At 69.9% G+C, this 17,143-nt stretch carries 18 protein-coding genes and 3 pseudogenes; 16 read left to right on the top strand and 5 right to left on the bottom strand.

The features are described from left to right. Positions 1–56: 56 nt before the first annotated feature. Together QEG98_RS36305 and mltG are read left to right on the top strand one after the other, a co-directional pair. Positions 57–1,199, top strand: a complete 1,143-nt coding sequence (locus tag QEG98_RS36305) for a hypothetical protein (protein ID WP_316564575.1) — start codon at positions 57–59, stop codon at positions 1,197–1,199. Positions 1,200–1,285: 86 nt separating this feature from the next. After that, positions 1,286–2,305: an endolytic transglycosylase MltG gene (mltG, locus tag QEG98_RS36310; protein ID WP_316564576.1), complete on the top strand. Its 1,020-nt coding sequence runs from the start codon at positions 1,286–1,288 to the stop codon at positions 2,303–2,305. A gap of 9 nt (positions 2,306–2,314) precedes the next feature. Here mltG and QEG98_RS36320 read toward each other — a convergent pair. The 4 genes and pseudogenes from QEG98_RS36320 to QEG98_RS36335 all read right to left on the bottom strand — a co-directional run bounded on the left by QEG98_RS36320 (position 2,315) and on the right by QEG98_RS36335 (position 4,420). Continuing rightward, a pseudogene (locus QEG98_RS36320) lies at positions 2,315–3,105 on the bottom strand (enoyl-CoA hydratase/isomerase family protein). Between the two features lie 27 nt (positions 3,106–3,132). Continuing rightward, positions 3,133–3,462: a hypothetical protein gene (locus QEG98_RS36325; protein ID WP_316564578.1), complete on the bottom strand. Its 330-nt coding sequence runs from the start codon at positions 3,460–3,462 to the stop codon at positions 3,133–3,135. Then, positions 3,456–3,692, bottom strand: a complete 237-nt coding sequence (locus tag QEG98_RS36330) for a hypothetical protein (protein ID WP_316564579.1) — start codon at positions 3,690–3,692, stop codon at positions 3,456–3,458. The genes QEG98_RS36325 and QEG98_RS36330 overlap by 7 nt, the downstream gene beginning before the upstream one ends. Further along, on the bottom strand, positions 3,626–4,420 hold the full coding sequence (locus tag QEG98_RS36335) for a hypothetical protein (RefSeq protein WP_316564580.1): 795 nt from the start codon (positions 4,418–4,420) through the stop codon (positions 3,626–3,628). Before QEG98_RS36335 ends, QEG98_RS36330 begins: the two co-directional genes overlap by 67 nt. A 353-nt stretch (positions 4,421–4,773) precedes the next feature. On the opposite strand from QEG98_RS36335, the gene QEG98_RS36340 reads away from it, so the two are divergent. The 12 genes and pseudogenes from QEG98_RS36340 (at position 4,774) to QEG98_RS36395 (ending at position 12,803) form a co-directional block, all read left to right on the top strand. Beyond that, positions 4,774–5,802: an AAA family ATPase gene (locus tag QEG98_RS36340; RefSeq protein ID WP_090488185.1), complete on the top strand. Its 1,029-nt coding sequence runs from the start codon at positions 4,774–4,776 to the stop codon at positions 5,800–5,802. A gap of 13 nt (positions 5,803–5,815) precedes the next feature. Beyond that, entirely contained in the window at positions 5,816–6,694 is an 879-nt protein-coding gene (locus QEG98_RS36345; RefSeq protein ID WP_090488183.1) for a DUF58 domain-containing protein, read from the top strand. 17 nt (positions 6,695–6,711) lie between these two features. Next, a pseudogene (locus QEG98_RS36350) lies at positions 6,712–6,869 on the top strand (BatA domain-containing protein); the annotation flags it as partial. A 129-nt stretch (positions 6,870–6,998) separates the two neighbouring features. Next, on the top strand, positions 6,999–7,637 hold the full coding sequence (locus tag QEG98_RS36355; protein WP_316568025.1) for a hypothetical protein: 639 nt from the start codon (positions 6,999–7,001) through the stop codon (positions 7,635–7,637). Next, positions 7,598–8,347, top strand: a complete 750-nt coding sequence (locus tag QEG98_RS36360; protein WP_316564581.1) for a hypothetical protein — start codon at positions 7,598–7,600, stop codon at positions 8,345–8,347. Before QEG98_RS36355 ends, QEG98_RS36360 begins: the two co-directional genes overlap by 40 nt. Further along, positions 8,296–8,493, top strand: a complete 198-nt coding sequence (locus tag QEG98_RS36365; RefSeq protein ID WP_316564582.1) for a hypothetical protein — start codon at positions 8,296–8,298, stop codon at positions 8,491–8,493. The genes QEG98_RS36360 and QEG98_RS36365 overlap by 52 nt, the downstream gene beginning before the upstream one ends. After that, positions 8,460–8,786, top strand: coding sequence for a hypothetical protein (locus QEG98_RS36370; RefSeq protein ID WP_316564583.1), 327 nt, complete (start codon positions 8,460–8,462; stop codon positions 8,784–8,786). Before QEG98_RS36365 ends, QEG98_RS36370 begins: the two co-directional genes overlap by 34 nt. A 394-nt stretch (positions 8,787–9,180) precedes the next feature. Beyond that, positions 9,181–9,816 (top strand): sporulation delaying protein family toxin, encoded by a 636-nt coding sequence (locus tag QEG98_RS36375; protein WP_011556539.1) that lies wholly within the window; start codon positions 9,181–9,183, stop codon positions 9,814–9,816. A gap of 74 nt (positions 9,817–9,890) precedes the next feature. Then, the gene (locus tag QEG98_RS36380) at positions 9,891–10,472 is read left to right on the top strand and encodes an SdpA family antimicrobial peptide system protein (protein ID WP_316564584.1); all 582 of its coding nucleotides are present in this window, start codon (positions 9,891–9,893) and stop codon (positions 10,470–10,472) included. Next, a complete protein-coding gene (locus QEG98_RS36385; protein WP_316564585.1) occupies positions 10,466–10,825 on the top strand; it encodes a hypothetical protein in 360 nt (119 codons plus the stop codon). Before QEG98_RS36380 ends, QEG98_RS36385 begins: the two co-directional genes overlap by 7 nt. Continuing rightward, positions 10,713–11,516, top strand: a complete 804-nt coding sequence (locus QEG98_RS36390) for a sporulation-delaying protein SdpB family protein (RefSeq protein ID WP_316564586.1) — start codon at positions 10,713–10,715, stop codon at positions 11,514–11,516. The genes QEG98_RS36385 and QEG98_RS36390 overlap by 113 nt, the downstream gene beginning before the upstream one ends. A gap of 201 nt (positions 11,517–11,717) precedes the next feature. Further along, a complete protein-coding gene (locus tag QEG98_RS36395; protein ID WP_316564587.1) occupies positions 11,718–12,803 on the top strand; it encodes a YcjF family protein in 1,086 nt (361 codons plus the stop codon). 9 nt (positions 12,804–12,812) lie between these two features. On the opposite strand, the pseudogene dbpA reads toward QEG98_RS36395, so the two are convergent. Beyond that, positions 12,813–14,197 (bottom strand): annotated as a pseudogene (gene dbpA / locus QEG98_RS36400) (ATP-dependent RNA helicase DbpA). 356 nt (positions 14,198–14,553) lie between these two features. Between dbpA and QEG98_RS36405 the strand changes: the two are divergent. Both QEG98_RS36405 and QEG98_RS36410 read left to right on the top strand, forming a co-directional pair. Next, a complete protein-coding gene (locus QEG98_RS36405; RefSeq protein WP_316564588.1) occupies positions 14,554–15,483 on the top strand; it encodes a DUF6209 family protein in 930 nt (309 codons plus the stop codon). 160 nt (positions 15,484–15,643) lie between these two features. Continuing rightward, positions 15,644–17,143: an ATPase domain-containing protein gene (locus QEG98_RS36410; protein ID WP_316564589.1), complete on the top strand. Its 1,500-nt coding sequence runs from the start codon at positions 15,644–15,646 to the stop codon at positions 17,141–17,143.

Below are 17,143 nucleotides of genomic sequence, written 5' to 3' on the forward strand. Positions count from 1 at the left end.
GGCAGACCACCTACCTGCACCTTCCTATATCCTCCGCGGCGTCCCTCGGAGGCCTCATGAGCGCCATCCCTCTCGCAGTCCCAGGCCCCGCACGCGCGGGCTGGCTCGTCGACCGGCGGCACGACCTGATTTCGACGGGGGGCGGCCTCGGCGTGAGCCTGGCGCTGGTCGGACTCCATGTCTGGGGCGGCGTCAGCAGTCTGCTGTTGTGGTGGGCATGGGTGCTGGCACTGGATGGGCCGCACCTGTTCGCCACGGTATCGCGGACCTATCTGGATGCGCGAGAATGGCAGACACGGCGGCGCTTGCTGCTGGGCAGCCTGGCGTGGTTCGCGGCGGGCCCGGCGTCGTTCGGACTGTCGGCGCTGCTGGGCACGAAGCTGCCCTTCGCCCTCTTCATGACGGCGGCGGCGCTCTGGGCCTACTGGCACGTGGTGCGGCAGCACTACGGCATCATGGTGCTGTACCAGCGCAAGAGCGGCGAGTCGCTGCCACTGGACCGGCGGCTCGACAGCGTGACGCTGTACACGGGGCTGCTGGCGCCCTTCGTCGCGTTCGCGGTGTCGCATCCGGGCGCACGCAAGCAGTTGGGCCTGTTGGGGCCGCCCACCTGGGAGCCGGTGGTGGCCGGAGCCTGCTTCGCGACCGTGCTGGCGCTGGTGGTGCTCTACGCGGGCCGGCAGGTGCAGCGACACCGGGCGGGTCTGAAGGTGAATGGCCCCAAGCTGCTGATGATGGGCGCGGCGATGGGCCTGTCGGCCGTGGTGTTCTGGCCTCCGTTCGCGGCACGCATGGACTTCATCATGTTCGCCGTGGCGGTGACCGCGTTCCACAACGTGCAGTACCACGGCGTGGTCTGGTTCTATCACCGCAACCGCTACCACGCGGCGGGCGTGGACCCGGCGCCGTTCGGCTGGGCGCCGAAGGTGAGCCAGCGCTTCGTCATCTACACGGTGTGCGGCGTCGTCTTCACGCTGCTGTATCGGGGCCTGGGCTGCGGCTTCGGCGCGCACCCGGGCTGCGGCGGCTTCGACTTGAAGGTTCCGCTGGGCGCGGGGCTGACGCTGCGCAATCTGATGGAATGTTTCATCTGGGGCTTCGCGCTGCACCATTACTACCTGGATCAAAAAATCTGGCGCGTGAGCCGGGACACCGGGTTGAACCGGGACTTGAAGCTCGGGACGACACCGGCCGCCTAGCCGCCGGCCAACCTGGCGCCCAGGAGGTGACATCTGCATGCCGGAACCCAGGCACGGCCCGAATCCGGTGATAGCGTGCGCCGCGAATGAAGCGGATTCTCTGGGTCCTGGGTGCAGCCTTCGTGCTGCTGGTGGCGTCCGGCGCGGGCGCCGTCTTCTGGATTGAGCAGCAGGCACGCACGGCCGCGGCGCCTCCTGGCGCGGACGTGGTGGAGTTCACCGTGCCCAAGGGAACGTCCGGGCGCGGCCTGGGCACGCTGCTCGAATCGCAAGGCCTCATCCGCGACGCGCGGGTGTGGCGCTGGCATCTGTACCGGCGCGGCAACTTCGCCCCCAAGGCGGGCCGCCATGAGGTCAGCGCGTCGATGACGCTGGCCGAGCTGGCTACGGAGCTGGAAGGCAACCCCATTCCCGAGGACGTCCCGTTCGTCGTCGTCGAGGGCTGGCGCCTGCGCGACACGGACGCGGCGCTCGTGGCCGCGGGCTTCATCAAGCCGGGCGCGTACATCGCCGCGGCCAGCAAGCCCAAGAACTTCACCGCGCCCTTCCCCCTGCCCTCCACGGGCACGCTGGAGGGCTACCTCTACCCGGAGACCTACGGCGTGATTCCGGGCAAGTTCGATGTGGAGGCGCTCATCCAGCGTCAGCTGGACGCCTTCGCGCAGCGCTTCTACACGCCCAACCGCGATGCCATCACGAAGAGCGGACGCACGCTGCACGAGGTGGTGGTGATGGCCTCCATGCTGGAGCGCGAGGAGCCGCTGCCCGACCAGCGCCCCCTGGTCGCCGGCATCCTGTGGAAGCGCGTGGACAAGGGATTCCCGCTCGGCGTGGACGCCACGTCGCGCTACGAGCTGGCGCAGTGGAATGACCGCGTCGCCTTCCTCAAGCGCCTGCGGGATCCGCAGGACCCGTACAACACGCGGCACAAGAAGGGCCTGCCGCCCGGCCCCATCGGCGCGCCCACCGTGGCCTCGCTCCAGGCCGCGATGATGCCCAAGCCGAGCGAGTACTGGTACTACCTGCACGACGCGCAGCGCATCCTCCGCCCGTCGCGCAACGCGGAGGAGCACGAGGCGCTCCGCCGCAAGTACAACGTGTACTGAGGCATCAACTCAGCGCCCCTGGAACACGGGGGCGCGCCGCGCGGCTGCCGCGGCCAGCCCCTCGCCCAGGTCCTGGCTGCCGTAGCTCTCCGCCTGAAAGCGCGCCTCCTCCTCCAGCGCGCGCTGAAGCTCCGCCCTGTCGAGCCCCAGCCGCTGTTTGAGCGCACGCACGGCAAGCGGCGCGTTCGCGGCAATCCGTCCCGCGAGCTCCCTGGCGCGACTGAGCACCTGTCCCGCCGGCGCCGCCTCCAGCGCCAGTCCCAGCTTCACCGCTTCCTTGCCATCGAAGCGGCGGCCGGTGAGCAGCAGCTCCGCGGCGGCCTGCGCCCCCGCGCGGCGTGGCGCCGGTACGTGGCGCCCATGCCCGGATGCAGGCCCAGTTGCACGAAGTTGAGCGCCAGCTTCGAGTCCTCGGCCACGAGGCACACGTCACACGCCAGCGCCACGCACAGCCCCGCGCCAATCGCGGGCCCGTCCACCGCCGCGATGACGGGCACCGGCAGGTCCAGCACGCTGAGGTAACGCGCGTAGAAGCCGAGCATGAACGCGCGCGCATCCTCGAAGGACACCTGGCGCAGCCGCTCCAGCATCTTCAGGTCCCCACCGGCGGAGAACGCGCCTCCCGCCCCGGTGAGCACCACCGCCCGGACATCGTCACGCCCCTTCAGCTCGGCGACGCGCGCACACAGCGCGTCTCCCAGCTCGGGCGTCATCACGTTGCGTCGGGCGGTATCGTTGAGGGTGAGCGTGGCGACGGCACCCTCCACCTCGAGAAGGACCTCTGCGGCAGGAGCGGACATGGCCGCGCACTGTAGCGGCCCTGGCCGCTACGGCACCACGAGCCTGAGGAAGGCGTCCTGATTCCAGCTGTCGCCCGCCCCGTCGCGCTGCCAGCCGGTGACGGCGAGCCCGCGGCCCGGCACCGTGGCCACACCCGCGGTGGTCAGCGAGCACACCCCGCTGGCGCAGGGCTGCGCCTCCAGCGTCTGCTCCCCCAGCCACGCCCCCGAAGCCGCGTAGCGCGTCAGCACGCTGCCACACGTCACCGCGACGCCGCCCGCATCCTCCACCGCGACGGACGCGCCCAGCTCGGTCACCGGCCCGCACAGGGGCTGGCGCACCCAACCCGCGCTGCCATCCGCGCCCGCCGTCAGCACGAAGGCCCCGGAGGAACCGAGCGACGCATCCCCCACACCAGCAGACCGATGAAGTCACCCGCCGCCACGAGCGTGCCATCCGCCGCCGCCGTCACCGAGGTGATGCGGCCCTTCACACCCGGCAGCTCCTTGCCCCACAGCAAGCGCCCGGACGCATCGAACGTCAGCACCACGAAGCCGCGCACACCGGGCGCGCCGAACGTCTGGCCGTCCACCTCCAGCGCGTCCACGAGCTGTCCGGCCAGAATCGACTGTCCCGAAGGCGCCAGTGCCGCCGCGTGCAGCGCGGTGTCCATGTTGGCGCCATGGAAGCGCCGCGACCACAGCACGGCGCCATCCGCGGCGTAGCGCGTGAGCACGGGGTCCTCGATGAACTCCCCTCCCACTCCTCGCCCGCGGCCAGCACGCCGCCCTGCGCGTCCGCGGCGATGGCGTAGACCTTCTGTCCCACGCGGTGCTGCCAGACCGGCGAACCCGCCGCGTCGAACTTCACCAGGAAGCCGTCCTGCGCCTCACCCAGTCCGAAGTCCGCCGAGTAGAGGAACGCATTACCCGACAGGAACGTCGCCGCCTCGCTCGCCGCCACGCGCGTGTCGGAGAAGCGGTTGCGCGCCCACTCACGCGACCAGCGCGGCGCCCCATCCGCCGCGTAACGCGCAAGCGTCAGCGCCAGCTTCTCGCCCTCCACGGGTTCGCGTTCTTCGTCCTGGCGCGGCGTGCTGTACACCACCACCGCCACATCTCCCGAGGGAGCCGTGGCCACGCCCGTCCCGACGTCGTCCTGGGGCCCACCCACCACCTGGTTCCAAGGCGACGCCGCCGTCGGCACCGGACGCTGCGGGAGCCCGCCGTTGGAGTCCTGCGGCGCCGTGGGGGCCACGGCCACGCCCGGCGTGGCTTCGTCGCCGTCATGCGGCGCTTCGGCCAGGGTCCCCCGTCCCCGCTGCTCCCGCCGCACCCACCCGCCACCCACAGCAGGGCGACTGGAAGAAGCCCCGTCCAGAGGTTGCCACGCCCACCACGCCGAAATGACCCCATGACACGCTCCAAGGAGCCTGCTCCCGTCCACCGGAAGCGAGGCCCTGGGAACCTAAGCAGCGTGTCCAGCCCCCGGCATTCCCCCCCAGCCCAGGGGCACTGTCACATGGCAGGGGGGCATCCAGGCGATCAGCGCGCCCATGTGCCCCAGCGTGCCGGGGTGTGCGGCAGCGGAATAGGTCTCCCCCCGAACGGTTGGCAGCGCACGCCTTGGCGCAGGGGTGGCGGAATCCTTTGGTCCCAGCGCCGCCCACGAATTAAGAGAACCCTTCCATGGAAAGCGCCGCCCCCGACTCTCTGCCCGTGCCCGACGCCTCGAGCGACGACCTCCGTGCCGTCGAGGAGCTCGCCCAGGCCCGCAACGAAATCGTCGCCCAGATTGAAAAGCGCGTCGTCGGTCAGCGCGAGGTGGTGGAGCACCTCCTCATCTCCCTCTTCAGCCGCGGCCACTGCCTCTTCGTGGGTGTGCCGGGCCTCGCCAAGACGCTGCTCATCTCCACGCTGGCGGACGTCCTCAACCTGTCCTTCAACCGCATCCAGTTCACGCCGGACCTGATGCCGTCGGACATCACCGGCACGGACATCCTGGAAGAGGACCGCACCACCGGCCGGCGCACCTTCCGCTTCCTCCAGGGTCCGCTGTTCGCGAACATCATCCTGGCGGACGAGGTGAACCGCACCCCGCCGAAGACGCAGGCCGCGCTGCTGCAAGCCATGCAGGAGTACCGCATCACCGCCGGTGGCCGCACGTACCCGCTGGAGCTGCCCTTCCTCGTCTTCGCCACGCAGAACCCCATCGAGCAGGAGGGCACCTATCCGCTGCCCGAGGCCCAGCTCGACCGCTTCATGTTCCTGGTGGACGTGGGCTACCCCACCGCCGACGAAGAGGTGCAAATCGTCAAGAGCACCACCGGCGGTCCGCAGCCGAAGCTGGAGAAGATTCTGTCTCCCGAGCGCATCCTCGCGCTACAAGAGCTGGTGCGCCGCGTGCCGGTGCCGGACCACGTGGTGCGCTACGCCGTGGAGCTGGTGCGCCACACGCGGCCCAAGGAGCCGGGCGCGCTGGACTTCATCGCGAAGAATGCGTCCTGGGGCGCCGGCCCCCGCGCCAGCCAGTACCTGGTGGTGGCCGCGAAGGCGCGCGCCATCCTCCACGGCCGCTTCGTCGCCACCGTCGAGGACGTGCGCGCCCTGGCCCGCCCCGTGCTGCGCCACCGCGTGCTGCCCAACTTCACCGCGGAGAGCGAGGGCATCACCTCCGTGAAGCTCATCGACCAGCTCCTCACGGTGGTGAAGGGCTAGCCAAGCCCGCGCCATGCTGCTCGACGCCCAGACACTGGCCCGCCTCCAGGGAGTGAAGCTGCGCGCCCGCGCGGTGATGGAGGGCGTGTTGTCCGGCCTCCACAAGAGCCCGCATCAGGGGCAGAGCGTGGAGTTCGCGGAGCACAAGGAGTACGCCCCCGGCGACGAGCTCCGCCACCTGGACTGGAAGGCCTACGGCAAGTTCGACAAGTACTACGTCAAGCGCTTCGAGCACGAGACGAACCTGCGCGCCGTCATGGTGGTGGATGCGTCCGCCTCCATGGGCTACCGCAGCGGCGCGCTGAGCAAGCTGGACGTGGCCACCACGCTGGCGGGCGCGCTGTGCTACCTGCTGGTGCGCCAGCAGGACGCGGCGGGCCTGGCGCTGATGGCGGGCGGCAAGTGGAAGGACGTGCCGCCGCGCGCGTCGGCCGGGCACCTCAACGTGCTGCTGGACACGCTGGAGCACACCGAGCCCACCGGCACCACGGACCTGGGCAGCGCGGCGGACCACCTGGCGGAGGTGTTGCCCCGGCGCTCCAGCGTCATCGTCCTGTCGGACCTGCTGGATGAGAATCAGGACGCCCTGCGCCGCATCCTCGCGCTGCGCCAGCGGAAGAACGACGTGTCCGTGTTCCACCTGGTGGACCCGGCGGAGCTGACGTTCCCCTTCGACGACCCCACGCTCTTCATCGACATGGAGGGCCAGGGCCGCATCGAGGTGAACCCGCGCGAAATCAAGGAGAGCTACCTGGAGGAGTTCAACGGCTTCCTGGCGAACGTGAAGGCCGCGTGCGCCGAGGCGGACGTGGACTACGACCTGGTGCGCACGGACGACAAGCTGGATGACGTGCTGCTGCGGTACCTGTCGCGGCGCGGGAGGCGCCGGTGACCTTCGGCAATCCGTGGATGCTGCTGGGCGCGCTGGGCGCCCTCATCCCCCTGCTGGTGCACCTGTTCGACCGGCGCCGTCCCCGGCCACACCCTTCGGGCCGCTGGCCTTCGTGATGCGCAGCCAGAAGCGCACCGCCAGCCGCCTCAAGCTCAAGCGCCTGCTGCTGTACGCGCTGCGCACGCTCATCCTGCTGGCCATCCCCATTGCCCTGGCGCGCCCCGAGCTGACGCGTGACGCGGCCGCCGCGCAGGTGGTGAAGGGCCCCGCGGCCACGGCCATCATCCTGGACGCATCGTTGTCCATGCGCTGGTCGGACGGCACGCCGCTCTTCGAGCGCGCCCGCGACGAGGCCCGCGACGCGCTGAAGGACCTGCTGCCCGAAGAGCCCGCCACCGTGCTGGTGTGCACGCAGTCCCCCGCCGCGCCGCCGCCGCCGGGCTTCGACCGCGGCCGTCTGCGCTCGCTGGTGGATGAAGCGAAGGCCACCCACGGCACCGCGGACCTGTCGCGCTGCCTGGACATGGCGGCCCGCGCGCTGGAGGAGAACCCCATGCCGGCCAAGCGGCTGGTGCTGGTCTCCGACATGACGGCCGCGGCCTTCCGACTGGAGGCGCCGCCGCCCACGGTGAAGGGCCCCACGGGCGCCCCCGTGAAGCCGGAGGTGGTGCTGCGCGACGCGGCCGAGGGCCACGAGGTGCTGAACAACCGCGCCATCGTCGACCTCAAGGTGGAGCCCGCGCTGCAGGCCGGCCCACGCACGTTCCAGTTCACCTTCACGGTGCGCAACTTCGGCGCGGAGCCGGTGAAGGACCTGGAGGCCGCGGTGCGCGTGGGCGAGTCCACGCTGGCCAAGGGCTTCGTGGACATCCCCCGGGCGGCACGACGCAGAAGACGCTCACCGTGCGCTTCCCGCAGGGCGGCACGGTGCTGGGGCAGGTGACGCTGGCGCCGGACGCGCTGATTGAGGATGACCGGCGTTCGTTCGTGCTGCCGGTGCCCCGCGCGCTGAAGGCGCTCGTGGTGAATGGCTCACCCCACGCGACGCGCTACCGGGATGAAGCCTTCTTCGTGGACGCGGCCCTCACCGCGCCGGGCTCACCGGTGGAGGTGGCCACGCGCGACGCGGAGGTGGGCCTGCGCGAGGACTTCTCCGCCTACGACCTGGTCCTGTTGCTCAACGTGCCCGCGCCGAGCGCCGACGAGGCGCAGAAGCTGGCGGCCTTCGTGGAGAACGGCGGCGGCCTCTTCATCAGCATGGGCGACCGGGTGAACCCGGAGGCGTACAACCAGCGGCTGGGCCCGGTGCTGCCGCGTCCGCTGCGCCTGGTGCGCACCAGCGCCGAGCGCGACGACCCGGACGCGGACACCAAGAGCGCGCGGCTGGCGCAGGTCTCCGTGGAGCACGTCCTCTTCTCGCCCTTCACGGGGCAGGCGGAGGAAGGGCTCGTGGGGGCGCGCTTCTACAAGTACATGCTGCTGGAGGCGGACTCCCCGGGCGCGGCCGGCGCCAGTCAGGTGCTGGCCACGTATGAGGACGGCGCGCCGGCGGTGGCCGTGGCGCGCAAGGGCAAGGGCGCGTGGCGCTGCTCACCAGCACGGTGGACCGCGACTGGAGCGACTTCTCCATCCGCACCTCCTTCCTGCCGCTGATGCAGCGCTTCGCCGCGTACCTCACCGGCTCCCTGGACGAGCGCGAGGAGGTGCGCGTGCGCGTGGGCGAAAGCGCCACGCTGCGCCCGGAGGGGCCCAGAAGGTGTCCTCGGTGCGCGCGCCGGACGGCACCGAGGTCACCGTGAAGGAGCAGCCGGAAGGCACGCTGGTCGCCGGGCCGGTGACGGAGCCGGGCGTGTACTCGGTGCTGGGCGCGGACGGGAAGGTGCAGCCGGACCTGTCCTTCGCCGCCGTGCTCGATCCTTCCGAGAGCGACCTGGGACGTGTGCCGACGGACACCCTCACCGCCTACTTCGGAGAAGAGACGGTGAAGGCCTCCACGGGTGACGCGGACAAGCCGACGGTGCCGCTGTGGACCTGGCTCATCCTGGCCGCGTGCCTGGCGTTCTTCTTCGAAGGCACGCTGCTGCGCAAGTAGCCGTCACCAGGCCCGGGCCCGCCTCCTCCACGACGCCGGCGAACGCGTTGCGTGCGCGCATGCGAGTTCTGCCCCTTTGTGGGTAAAGGGGTGGGGTCCGCGCACCGATGCGGCAAGGCGGGAGCGGCGCTCGTGTGTGTGCCCCCTGTCCTGGCTGGCCGCTCTGACGGAGGAATGCCTGGAACCAAGCCTGGAACCAGACCCGCCAGGTCCGCCTAGCGCACTCAAATTGAAATAATCGACATCCACGAAACTGATACGCGAGCGTATAATTTTAAGTAATTCTATGGATTGCACACAAATCCAGCTTAACCAAAAATCGTGACTTGCCTGTGACGCACCCGGCCGGCCGGCGTGCCTCGCGGGCAAACACCCCGTTGCCCTGGAGCACACCTTGAAGCGTTCCACCTTGAAGCTGACCTCGGCCGTGACGGCCTTCATGACCTTCTCCACCTTCGGTATCGGCTGCGGTCCCGCGGATGGCAGCAGCGGCCCGTCGGCCGGCATCACCCAGAACCAGGCCCTGTCCGGGCAGAACCTGTTCAAGGGCATGGCCTTCGGCCTGGGCCCCGCGGCGCACTACTTCGACGACCTCTGGCAGCGTCCGGAGATCAAGGCGAAGCTGGGCGACGAGACGCTGGCCAAGCGCGAAGAGGCCGCCGAGGCCGTCATCGCGAAGATGAGCGCGCTGGACCCGGCATTCTTCGAGCGCTTCGGCAACGACCTGCGCAGCGGCAACCACCTGGTCATCGACCAGCTGCTGACGGACACGCGGGAGCTGACGGTTGCAGCGGCGAACGCGCTGCGCAAGGACGCGGGCCAGGCGGGTGAAATCAACGCCGCCGCCCTGCAGCAGGTCGAAGCGGGCCTGTACCTGTACGTGGAGACGGCCGTGGCCGTCGCCATCGTGCTGATCCTCATCCTGACCCAGATCGACATGACCCCGGTCATGGAAGGCCCGCAGTCCAGCCAGCTCCAGCGTGACGTGTGGGTGGACATGCTGGCGAAGCGGTTCGCCGCCGCTGAGTAGTCGGAGCACTCCGGGGAGTGTCCATCGCCCTCACCGGTGGGCACTCCCCTTCTTCCTCTTCCCCGAGCACGGCCGTGACCGAGTCCACTCCTCCCTCTCCCCAGACCTCCCCCACGCGCCGCCTGGGCCTGCTGGCCCTGGGACTCATCCTGGGCTGGACCACGCTCACGGTCTACGCCCTGCACGCGGCGCTGCCCTACAACCCCATCGAGCTGCCCTTCGAGAAGCACTTCAACATCAAGCTGCTGCTGCCAGAGGGGTGGGCCTTCTTCACCCGCGACCCGCGTGATGACCGGATGCTGCCCTACCTCCGCACCGCGGACGGCCAGTGGACCTGGGGAAGCGACACGCCCAACTTCCAGTGGAAGAACGCCTTCGGCATCAACCGGGCCGCGCGGGCGCAGGGCGTGGAACTGGGGCTGCTCCTCCACGACACAGCGACCCTTCCCCGGGAGGACTGCAAGGAAGCCCCCTCCGCCTGCCTGGAGCGCGCCCCCGTGGCCAAGACGCTCCGCAACACCAGCCCGCGGCCCACGTACTGCGGCCAACTGGGCATCGTCTTCCAGCGGGCCGTTCCCTGGGCCTGGAGCCGCACCAACCAGGGGAAGCCCATCACCATGCCCTCGAAGGTCCTGAGGTTGGACGTCGAATGCTGACCGTGCTTGGAAACCGTGCCCGCGCCTGGGTGGCGGGCCCCTCCCCCTGGAGCAATACCTATGGCCTGGCGCGCACGCTGGTCGCGCTGGGGACGGGTGGCACGCTGGCCTTCAGCGACACCACAACGCTGTTCCGGCCCGTCGCGGGCATCCCCGAGGCCCCCGTCTGCGAGGGCATCCGCGCGGCGTCCTTCTTCTGCGTGCTCCTCCGGCTGGCTGGAGGTGGCGCGGTGGGCGGCGGTGCTGTTGCTGCTCGTCGTCGCCTCCGGCTGGCGCCCGCGCGTCACGGGACTGGTGCACTGGTGGGTGGCCGTCAGCATGCCGTGGTCCGCGTCGCTGACGGACGGCGGTGACCAGATTGCCGCCATCCTGGCGCTGCTGATGCTGCCCCTGGCGCTCACGGATGACCGGCGCTGGCACTGGGACGCGCCCCGCGAATCCATGGGGAACGACGAGGCGAAGCGGCTCATCGCCCGGTCGGCCTGGGTGATGCTCCGCCTCCAGGTGGCGGGCATCTACTTCCACGCCTCCGTCGGCAAGTTCAAGGTGATGGAGTGGGTGGACGGCACGGCCCTGTACTACTGGCTGCTGGACCCCAGCGTCGGTGCACCGGACTGGCTGGCCGGCGTGATGCTCCCCGTCCTGAGCAGTCCCGTGGTGGCGCTGCTCACCTGGTCCGTGCTGCTGCTGGAGCTGGGGCTCGCGCTGGGCCCGCTGCTGAACCCGTCCCTGCGCCGCGTGCTGCTGCCCCTGGGCATCAGCTTCCACCTGGGCATCGCCGTGTTCCATGGGCTCATCAGCTTCGTGCTCGTCATGTGCGGCGCGCTCATTCTGCTGCTCCGTCCGTTCGACGAACGCTTCCGCTTCGAGGGCCTCCGCGCCTGGGTGCGACACATGCGGACCCCGCCCGTGCCCACCGCCACGCCGTCCCTGGAGCCGGTCGCGGTGCAGGTGGCGTCAGTGCCCCCACCGACGGCGCATGAAGCACTGCGACGTCGCCGCCGCCCTGGCACCCCCAAGGCTGCGGCCTTCGCGTCACGGTGAGCGGGCCACGAGGGCTCTCTCGCTCTCTTGCCCTCAGGCAGGCACACGTCGCCACGGGCAGGGCCTGGATGTCCGTCCGTCCTGGGTCCAGGAGCCTTCCGCGCCGCGTGGGTCCATCGTCGACCCGCGCGGCCTTTCCGCTACGCTGAAGCCCCCTCCCGTCAACGCGGGAGGGCTCAACAGCGGAGGCAGCGGCAGCCCATGGACATCCATCTGGCGGAGGAGATCCGCAAGCAGGTCGAAGAGGCCTTCCGCAAGCGCGGCCGGGTCAACATCGTCATCGCGGGCCGCAGCGGCGTGGGCAAGAGCACGCTGGTCAACGCGGTGTTCCACGGCCGCATCGCGGACACCGGCCAGGGCCGCCCCGTCACGAAGGAGACGCGCGAGTACACGAAGGACGGCATCCCCGTCAGCATCCTCGACACCCGCGGCCTGGAGCTGGGCGCCTTTCAAGAGACGCTGAAGCTGCTGGAGGAGCTGGTGGCCGCGCGCGCGAAGGACGCGGACGCCACGCGCCACCTGCACTGCGCCTGGCTGTGCATCAGCGAGGACTCGCGCCGCGTGGAGGACGGTGACCTGAAGGCGGCGGAGATGCTCGCGCGGCACATGCCGGTGGTGGTCGTCGTCACCAAGGCGCGCAGCGACCAGGGCTTCCGCGCGGAGGTGCAGAAGCTGCTGCCCATGTCCCGTAACGTCATGCGCGTGCGCGCGCTCCAGGAGACGGACGACGAGGGCCACACGCTCCAGCCCAAGGGCCTGGTGGAGCTCATCGAGCTCACCATGGAGCTGGTCCCCGAAGCCCAGCGCAACGCCTTCGCCGCCGCCCAGCGCGTGAGCATCAGCCAGAAGCGCAAGCGCGCGCACGGCATCGTCGCCAGCGCCGCGGCCGCCGCCGGCCTCATTGGAGCCGTCCCCATCCCTTTCGCCGACGCCGCCCTGCTCGTCCCCACGCAGGTCGGAATGCTGGCGGGGGTGAGTAGCGTCTTCGGCCTCCCGCTGACGGAGGCCTTCCTCTCCACGCTGGTGGGCGCGAGCATCACCGGCCTGGGCGCCACCTTCACCGGCCAGTCCATCGTCTCCGGCCTGCTGAAGCTCGTCCCCGGCCCGGGCACGGCGATTGGCGCGCTCATCTCCGCCACCACCGCCACCGCGCTCACCACGCTGTTCGGCGAGGCCTACGTCGCCGTCCTCTCCAAGTTGATGGAGAAGCGCTGTGGCGAGCTGCCCACCGAGGAAGAGGTCATCCAGGCCTTCCGCGAGGAGATGTCCCTGCGAGGCGCCGCGTAGACGCCCGGGCTACTTCACGCGCTCGATTTTGTAACGGCGGCCCTTGATGCGGCCCTCGCTCAGCCGCTGGAAGGCCACCCGCGACACGCGCCGGGCGACGGCGACGTAGGCCACGTGGTCCTGGATTTCAATCTTGCCCACGTCGGTCGCGTCGAGCCCGCCCGCCTCGCCCGTGAGCGCGCCCAGGATGTCCCCGGGCCGCATCTTGTCCTTGCGTCCGGCGGAGATGTAGAGCGTGTCCCACGTCGACTCCAAGGACACCGCGTTGCGAGGATCCGCCGAGGGCAGTGACTCCACGTCCCCGCGCTCCAGCTTCACGCCGGTGGCCAGTTGGATGTCGTCCACCTTGCGGCCATCCCGAGGCGTGACGATGGAGACGGCCAGGCCCGCGCGCCCCGCCCGTCCGGTGCGTCCGATGCGGTGCACGTAGGGCTCGGCCTGCATGGGCAGGTCGAAGTTGATGACGGCATCCAGCGCCTCCACGTCGATGCCGCGTCCCGCCACGTCCGTGGCGATGAGCACCCGCGTGCTCTGGTTGCGGAACTTCGCCATCACCCGGTCGCGCTCGAACTGCTCCAAATCCCCCTGGAGCCCGTCCACGCTGACGCCCGACGCGGAGAGCGACTTCTTCAACTCCACCACCGTCGCCTTGAGGTTGCAGAAGACGATGGCGGACGCCGGCTGGTAGTGCCGGAGGATGCGCAGCAACAGGGCCTGCTTCTCCTCCGGCTCGCAGTCGTAGCGCACCTGCTGGATGTCGGGCCCCGCGGTGGTGGTCTCCACCGTGACGCGGACGGGCTGACGCTGGAAGGCGCGGCTGAGTGCCTCGATGTCCGGCGGGAAGGTGGCGGAGAAGAGCACCGTCTGCCGCCGCGGCGGCATGGCCCCGAGGATGCGCTCCATGTCCTCGCGGAAGCCCATGTCGAGCATCCGGTCCGCCTCGTCCAGCACCACCGTGGACAGCTGCCGCGTCTCCAGCGCCTCGCGGTCCAGCACATCCAGCACCCGGCCCGGCGTTCCCACCGCCGGTGCGCGCCCTTCTCCAGTGCTTCCAGCTGCGGGCGGATGGGCTGGCCTCCCGCGAGCACCAGCACCTGGAGCCCGGGCAGCCGCCGCCCCAACCTGCGAATCTCGCCCGCCACCTGCGCGCACAGCTCACGCGTCGGACACAGCACCAGCGCCTGCACCTTGCGGTGCTGCAACTGGACCTTCTGGAGCAGCGGCAGCGCGAAGGCCGCCGTCTTGCCGCTGCCCGTCTGCGCCTGGCCGACCAGGTCCCTGCCCTGGAGCAGCACCGGGATGCTCTGCGCCTGGATAGGCGTGGCCGTCTTGAAGTCGAGCTCCTCCAGGACCTGGAGCAGGGGGGGAGATAGCGCGAGCGCGGAAAAGTCCATTCGGGGCCTCGATGAGCGGAGGCACGGAAGGAGCCTCGGGTTCTGCAGGCCCCATGTCACACCCAGCGAAGGCAGGACAAGTGAAGCCGCCGACCTCTCCCGGCCGCCCGCACCGGCTTGCCCGGCGCACCTCCCGTGGAAAATCAAGCTTTACCTGAAATCACCAACCCCGCCTGGAGCCTCCATGCCCTCCCGCCGCAGCGGACTGGCCATGCTGTCCACCCTTGTGCTCGCCACCGCCGGTGGCGGCCTGAAGGAGCGAAACCGCACGCTCCCTGACAGGGCGAGCGGCCGGCAGCGAATGCGCCAGGAAGTCCTGCTAAGTGGCGGTATCCAAATTTCCTGGAGAACCCCGCATGAAGACGTCTGTCTGGAAGCATCTGGCCCTCGCGTTGCCGCTGATGGCGGCCTGTGGCGAAGCGCCTCAGCAGCAGGAGGAGACGTCTGCCAGCACCACGGAGTCACAGCAGGCGCCGCTCACCACGCCCACCGCCACGGTGCGCTTCCTCAACGGCTGGACGCACTCGCAGCACGGCGCCATCGTCCGCGGCGGCACGCTCGTCGTCGACTACGACCTGTACCGGATGACGGACTGCCACCACAGCACCTACGCCGGCCAGCAGGCGTGGGACACGCTGGCCTATGTCCGCTTCCTCCCCAGCGGCCAGCTCTTCAGCGGCAGCGTGAAGCAGGCCACGGGCAGCACTTCGTTCGTGAACAAGCCCTTCGAGGTGACGGTGCCCTCGGACGCCACGAGCGTGGAGACATGGTTCTTCACCTCCGGCCGCACCTGCGCGCCGAAGTACGACAGCAACTACGGCCAGAACTACGTCTTCCCCGTGGAGGCGCAGTCGCCCTCCGCCGTGGTGTGGGCCGGTGACTGGGGCGGCAGCTTCGCGCGAGACTGCGAGCACCGCGACGGGCTGGCGGACCCCATCGTCATCGACAGCTACGTCATGGAGCGCGCCTGCAAGTTCGTGGACGCGGACGTGTATGTGCCCGGCGTGACGGACGCCGCCACCGCGCGTCCGGAGCTCATCCAGGCGCAGGTGGAGTTCAGCGTGGACGGCGCGGCCACGCAGCACCGGTGGCTGGCCTATCAGGGCCGGGTGGGCAACAACTACCGGTACCGCTGGAACCTCGCCGCGGAACCGCTCGCGTATACGCCGTGGAGCGCCTATGCATTCGGGTTCCGTTATTCAACGGATGGCGTGAGCTGGTATCGCATCGCGAGCGGCGCTGGCCCCACGGGTGGCGCCGCGCGGACCGTGCAGCGGAGTTTCTGAGACGGTCCACCTCTGTTGAATGCCGCTGGGGCCCGCGCGATTCAGCGGCATCTCGGAAGAGGCGCTGTGGCAAGAAGTGTTCCCCTGAGAAGGCGAGCGCACTGCTCCCATCATTCCAGCGGGGCCACACCCGGGCCGGGCCCAGGAAAGGGAACGCGAAATGACCGAAGGCACTCCACGCGTGGCTGAGCGGATTTCCACGGGCATTCCAGGCCTCGACACCGTGCTGCACGGAGGCTTCCGCAAGGCCCGCACCTACATGCTGATGGGCCTTCCGGGCTCGGGGAAGACCATCTTCGCCAACCAGGTGTGCTTCCACCACGCGAAGCGCCACGGCGGGCGCGTGCTCTACCTGACGCTGCTGGCGGAGTCGCACACGGAGCTGGTCGGCAACCTCTCCTCGCTGTCCTACTTCGACCCCACGCTGCTGCCCAACGCCATCACCTATCTGAGCGCCTTCACGGTGCTGGAGCAGGGGGGGCTGGACGCGCTGGCGGAGCTCATCCGCAAGGAGACGAAGAACCACCAGGCCACGTTGCTCGTACTGGATGGGCTGGTGGCCGCGGAGGAGGTGGCGCCGTCACAGCAGGCCATCAAGAAGTTCATCCACGGCCTCCAGGTGGTGACGGGCCTCATGGGCTGCACGACGTTGATTCTCACCACCGGCCGCGGACAAGGCCTGCGCGCCGAGCACACCATGGTGGATGGGTTGATGCTGCTCCGGCAGCGCATGTTCGGCGCGCGTGCCGTGCGCGAGCTGTTCGTGCGCAAATTCCGGGGCAGCCCCTATCTGCTGGGCAAGCACAGCTTCGACATCACCCAGGACGGCATCATCATCTATCCCCGCCTGGAGACGCTCGCGGAGTCCGGGCCTCCGCCGGGGCCGCCGCAGGACGCGAGGTGCGCGTTTGGCATCCCCGGGATGGACGCGATGCTGACCGGGGGCGTGGCCCAGGGCTCGACGACCATCCTCCTGGGGCCGTCGGGCAGCGGCAAGACGCTGCTGGGACTGAACTTCCTCGCGGAAGGCGCCCGGCGGGGCGAGCGCGTCCACTACTTCGCCTTCTACGACTCCCCGGAGCGCATGGTGGTGCAGGCGGCGGGCATCGGGCTCGACCTCAAGCCCCTCATCGACCGGGGCGACTTCGAGGTCAGCTTCCGGCCGCCCACGGAGAACCTGCTGGACAAGCTCGGCGTGCAGTTGCTGGACATCATCCGGACGCACGGCGTGCGCCGGCTCTTCCTGGACGGCTACGACGCGCTCCGCAGGGCGGCCATCCGGCAGGCCCGGGTGTCCCGCTTCCTGGCCGCGCTGGTCAACGAGTGCCGCATGCGCGGCGTGACGCTGCTCTACTCCGTCGAATCGGTCTCCGTGTTTGGCCCGGAGGTGACCTTCCCGATGAAGGGCATCTCCATGGTGGCGGAGAACATCCTCTTCCTCCGCCAGGCCGAGCTGGACTCCCGGCTGCGCCGCTTCGTCACGGTGCTGAAGCTGCGCAACAGCCCGCACGACACGTCCCTGCGCGAGCTGTGCATCAGCACGAAGGGGATGGAGGTGATGGGTGCCTTCACGGATGTCGAGGCGATGATGACCGGCGTGCCACGGTCGACCACGTGGTCCGAGCCCCGGCATCCCGGCGGCGGGCGCCAGGAGCCTTGA

Source organism: Myxococcus sp. MxC21-1 (genome assembly GCF_032612255.1).
GTDB classification, from domain to species: domain Bacteria; phylum Myxococcota; class Myxococcia; order Myxococcales; family Myxococcaceae; genus Myxococcus; species Myxococcus virescens.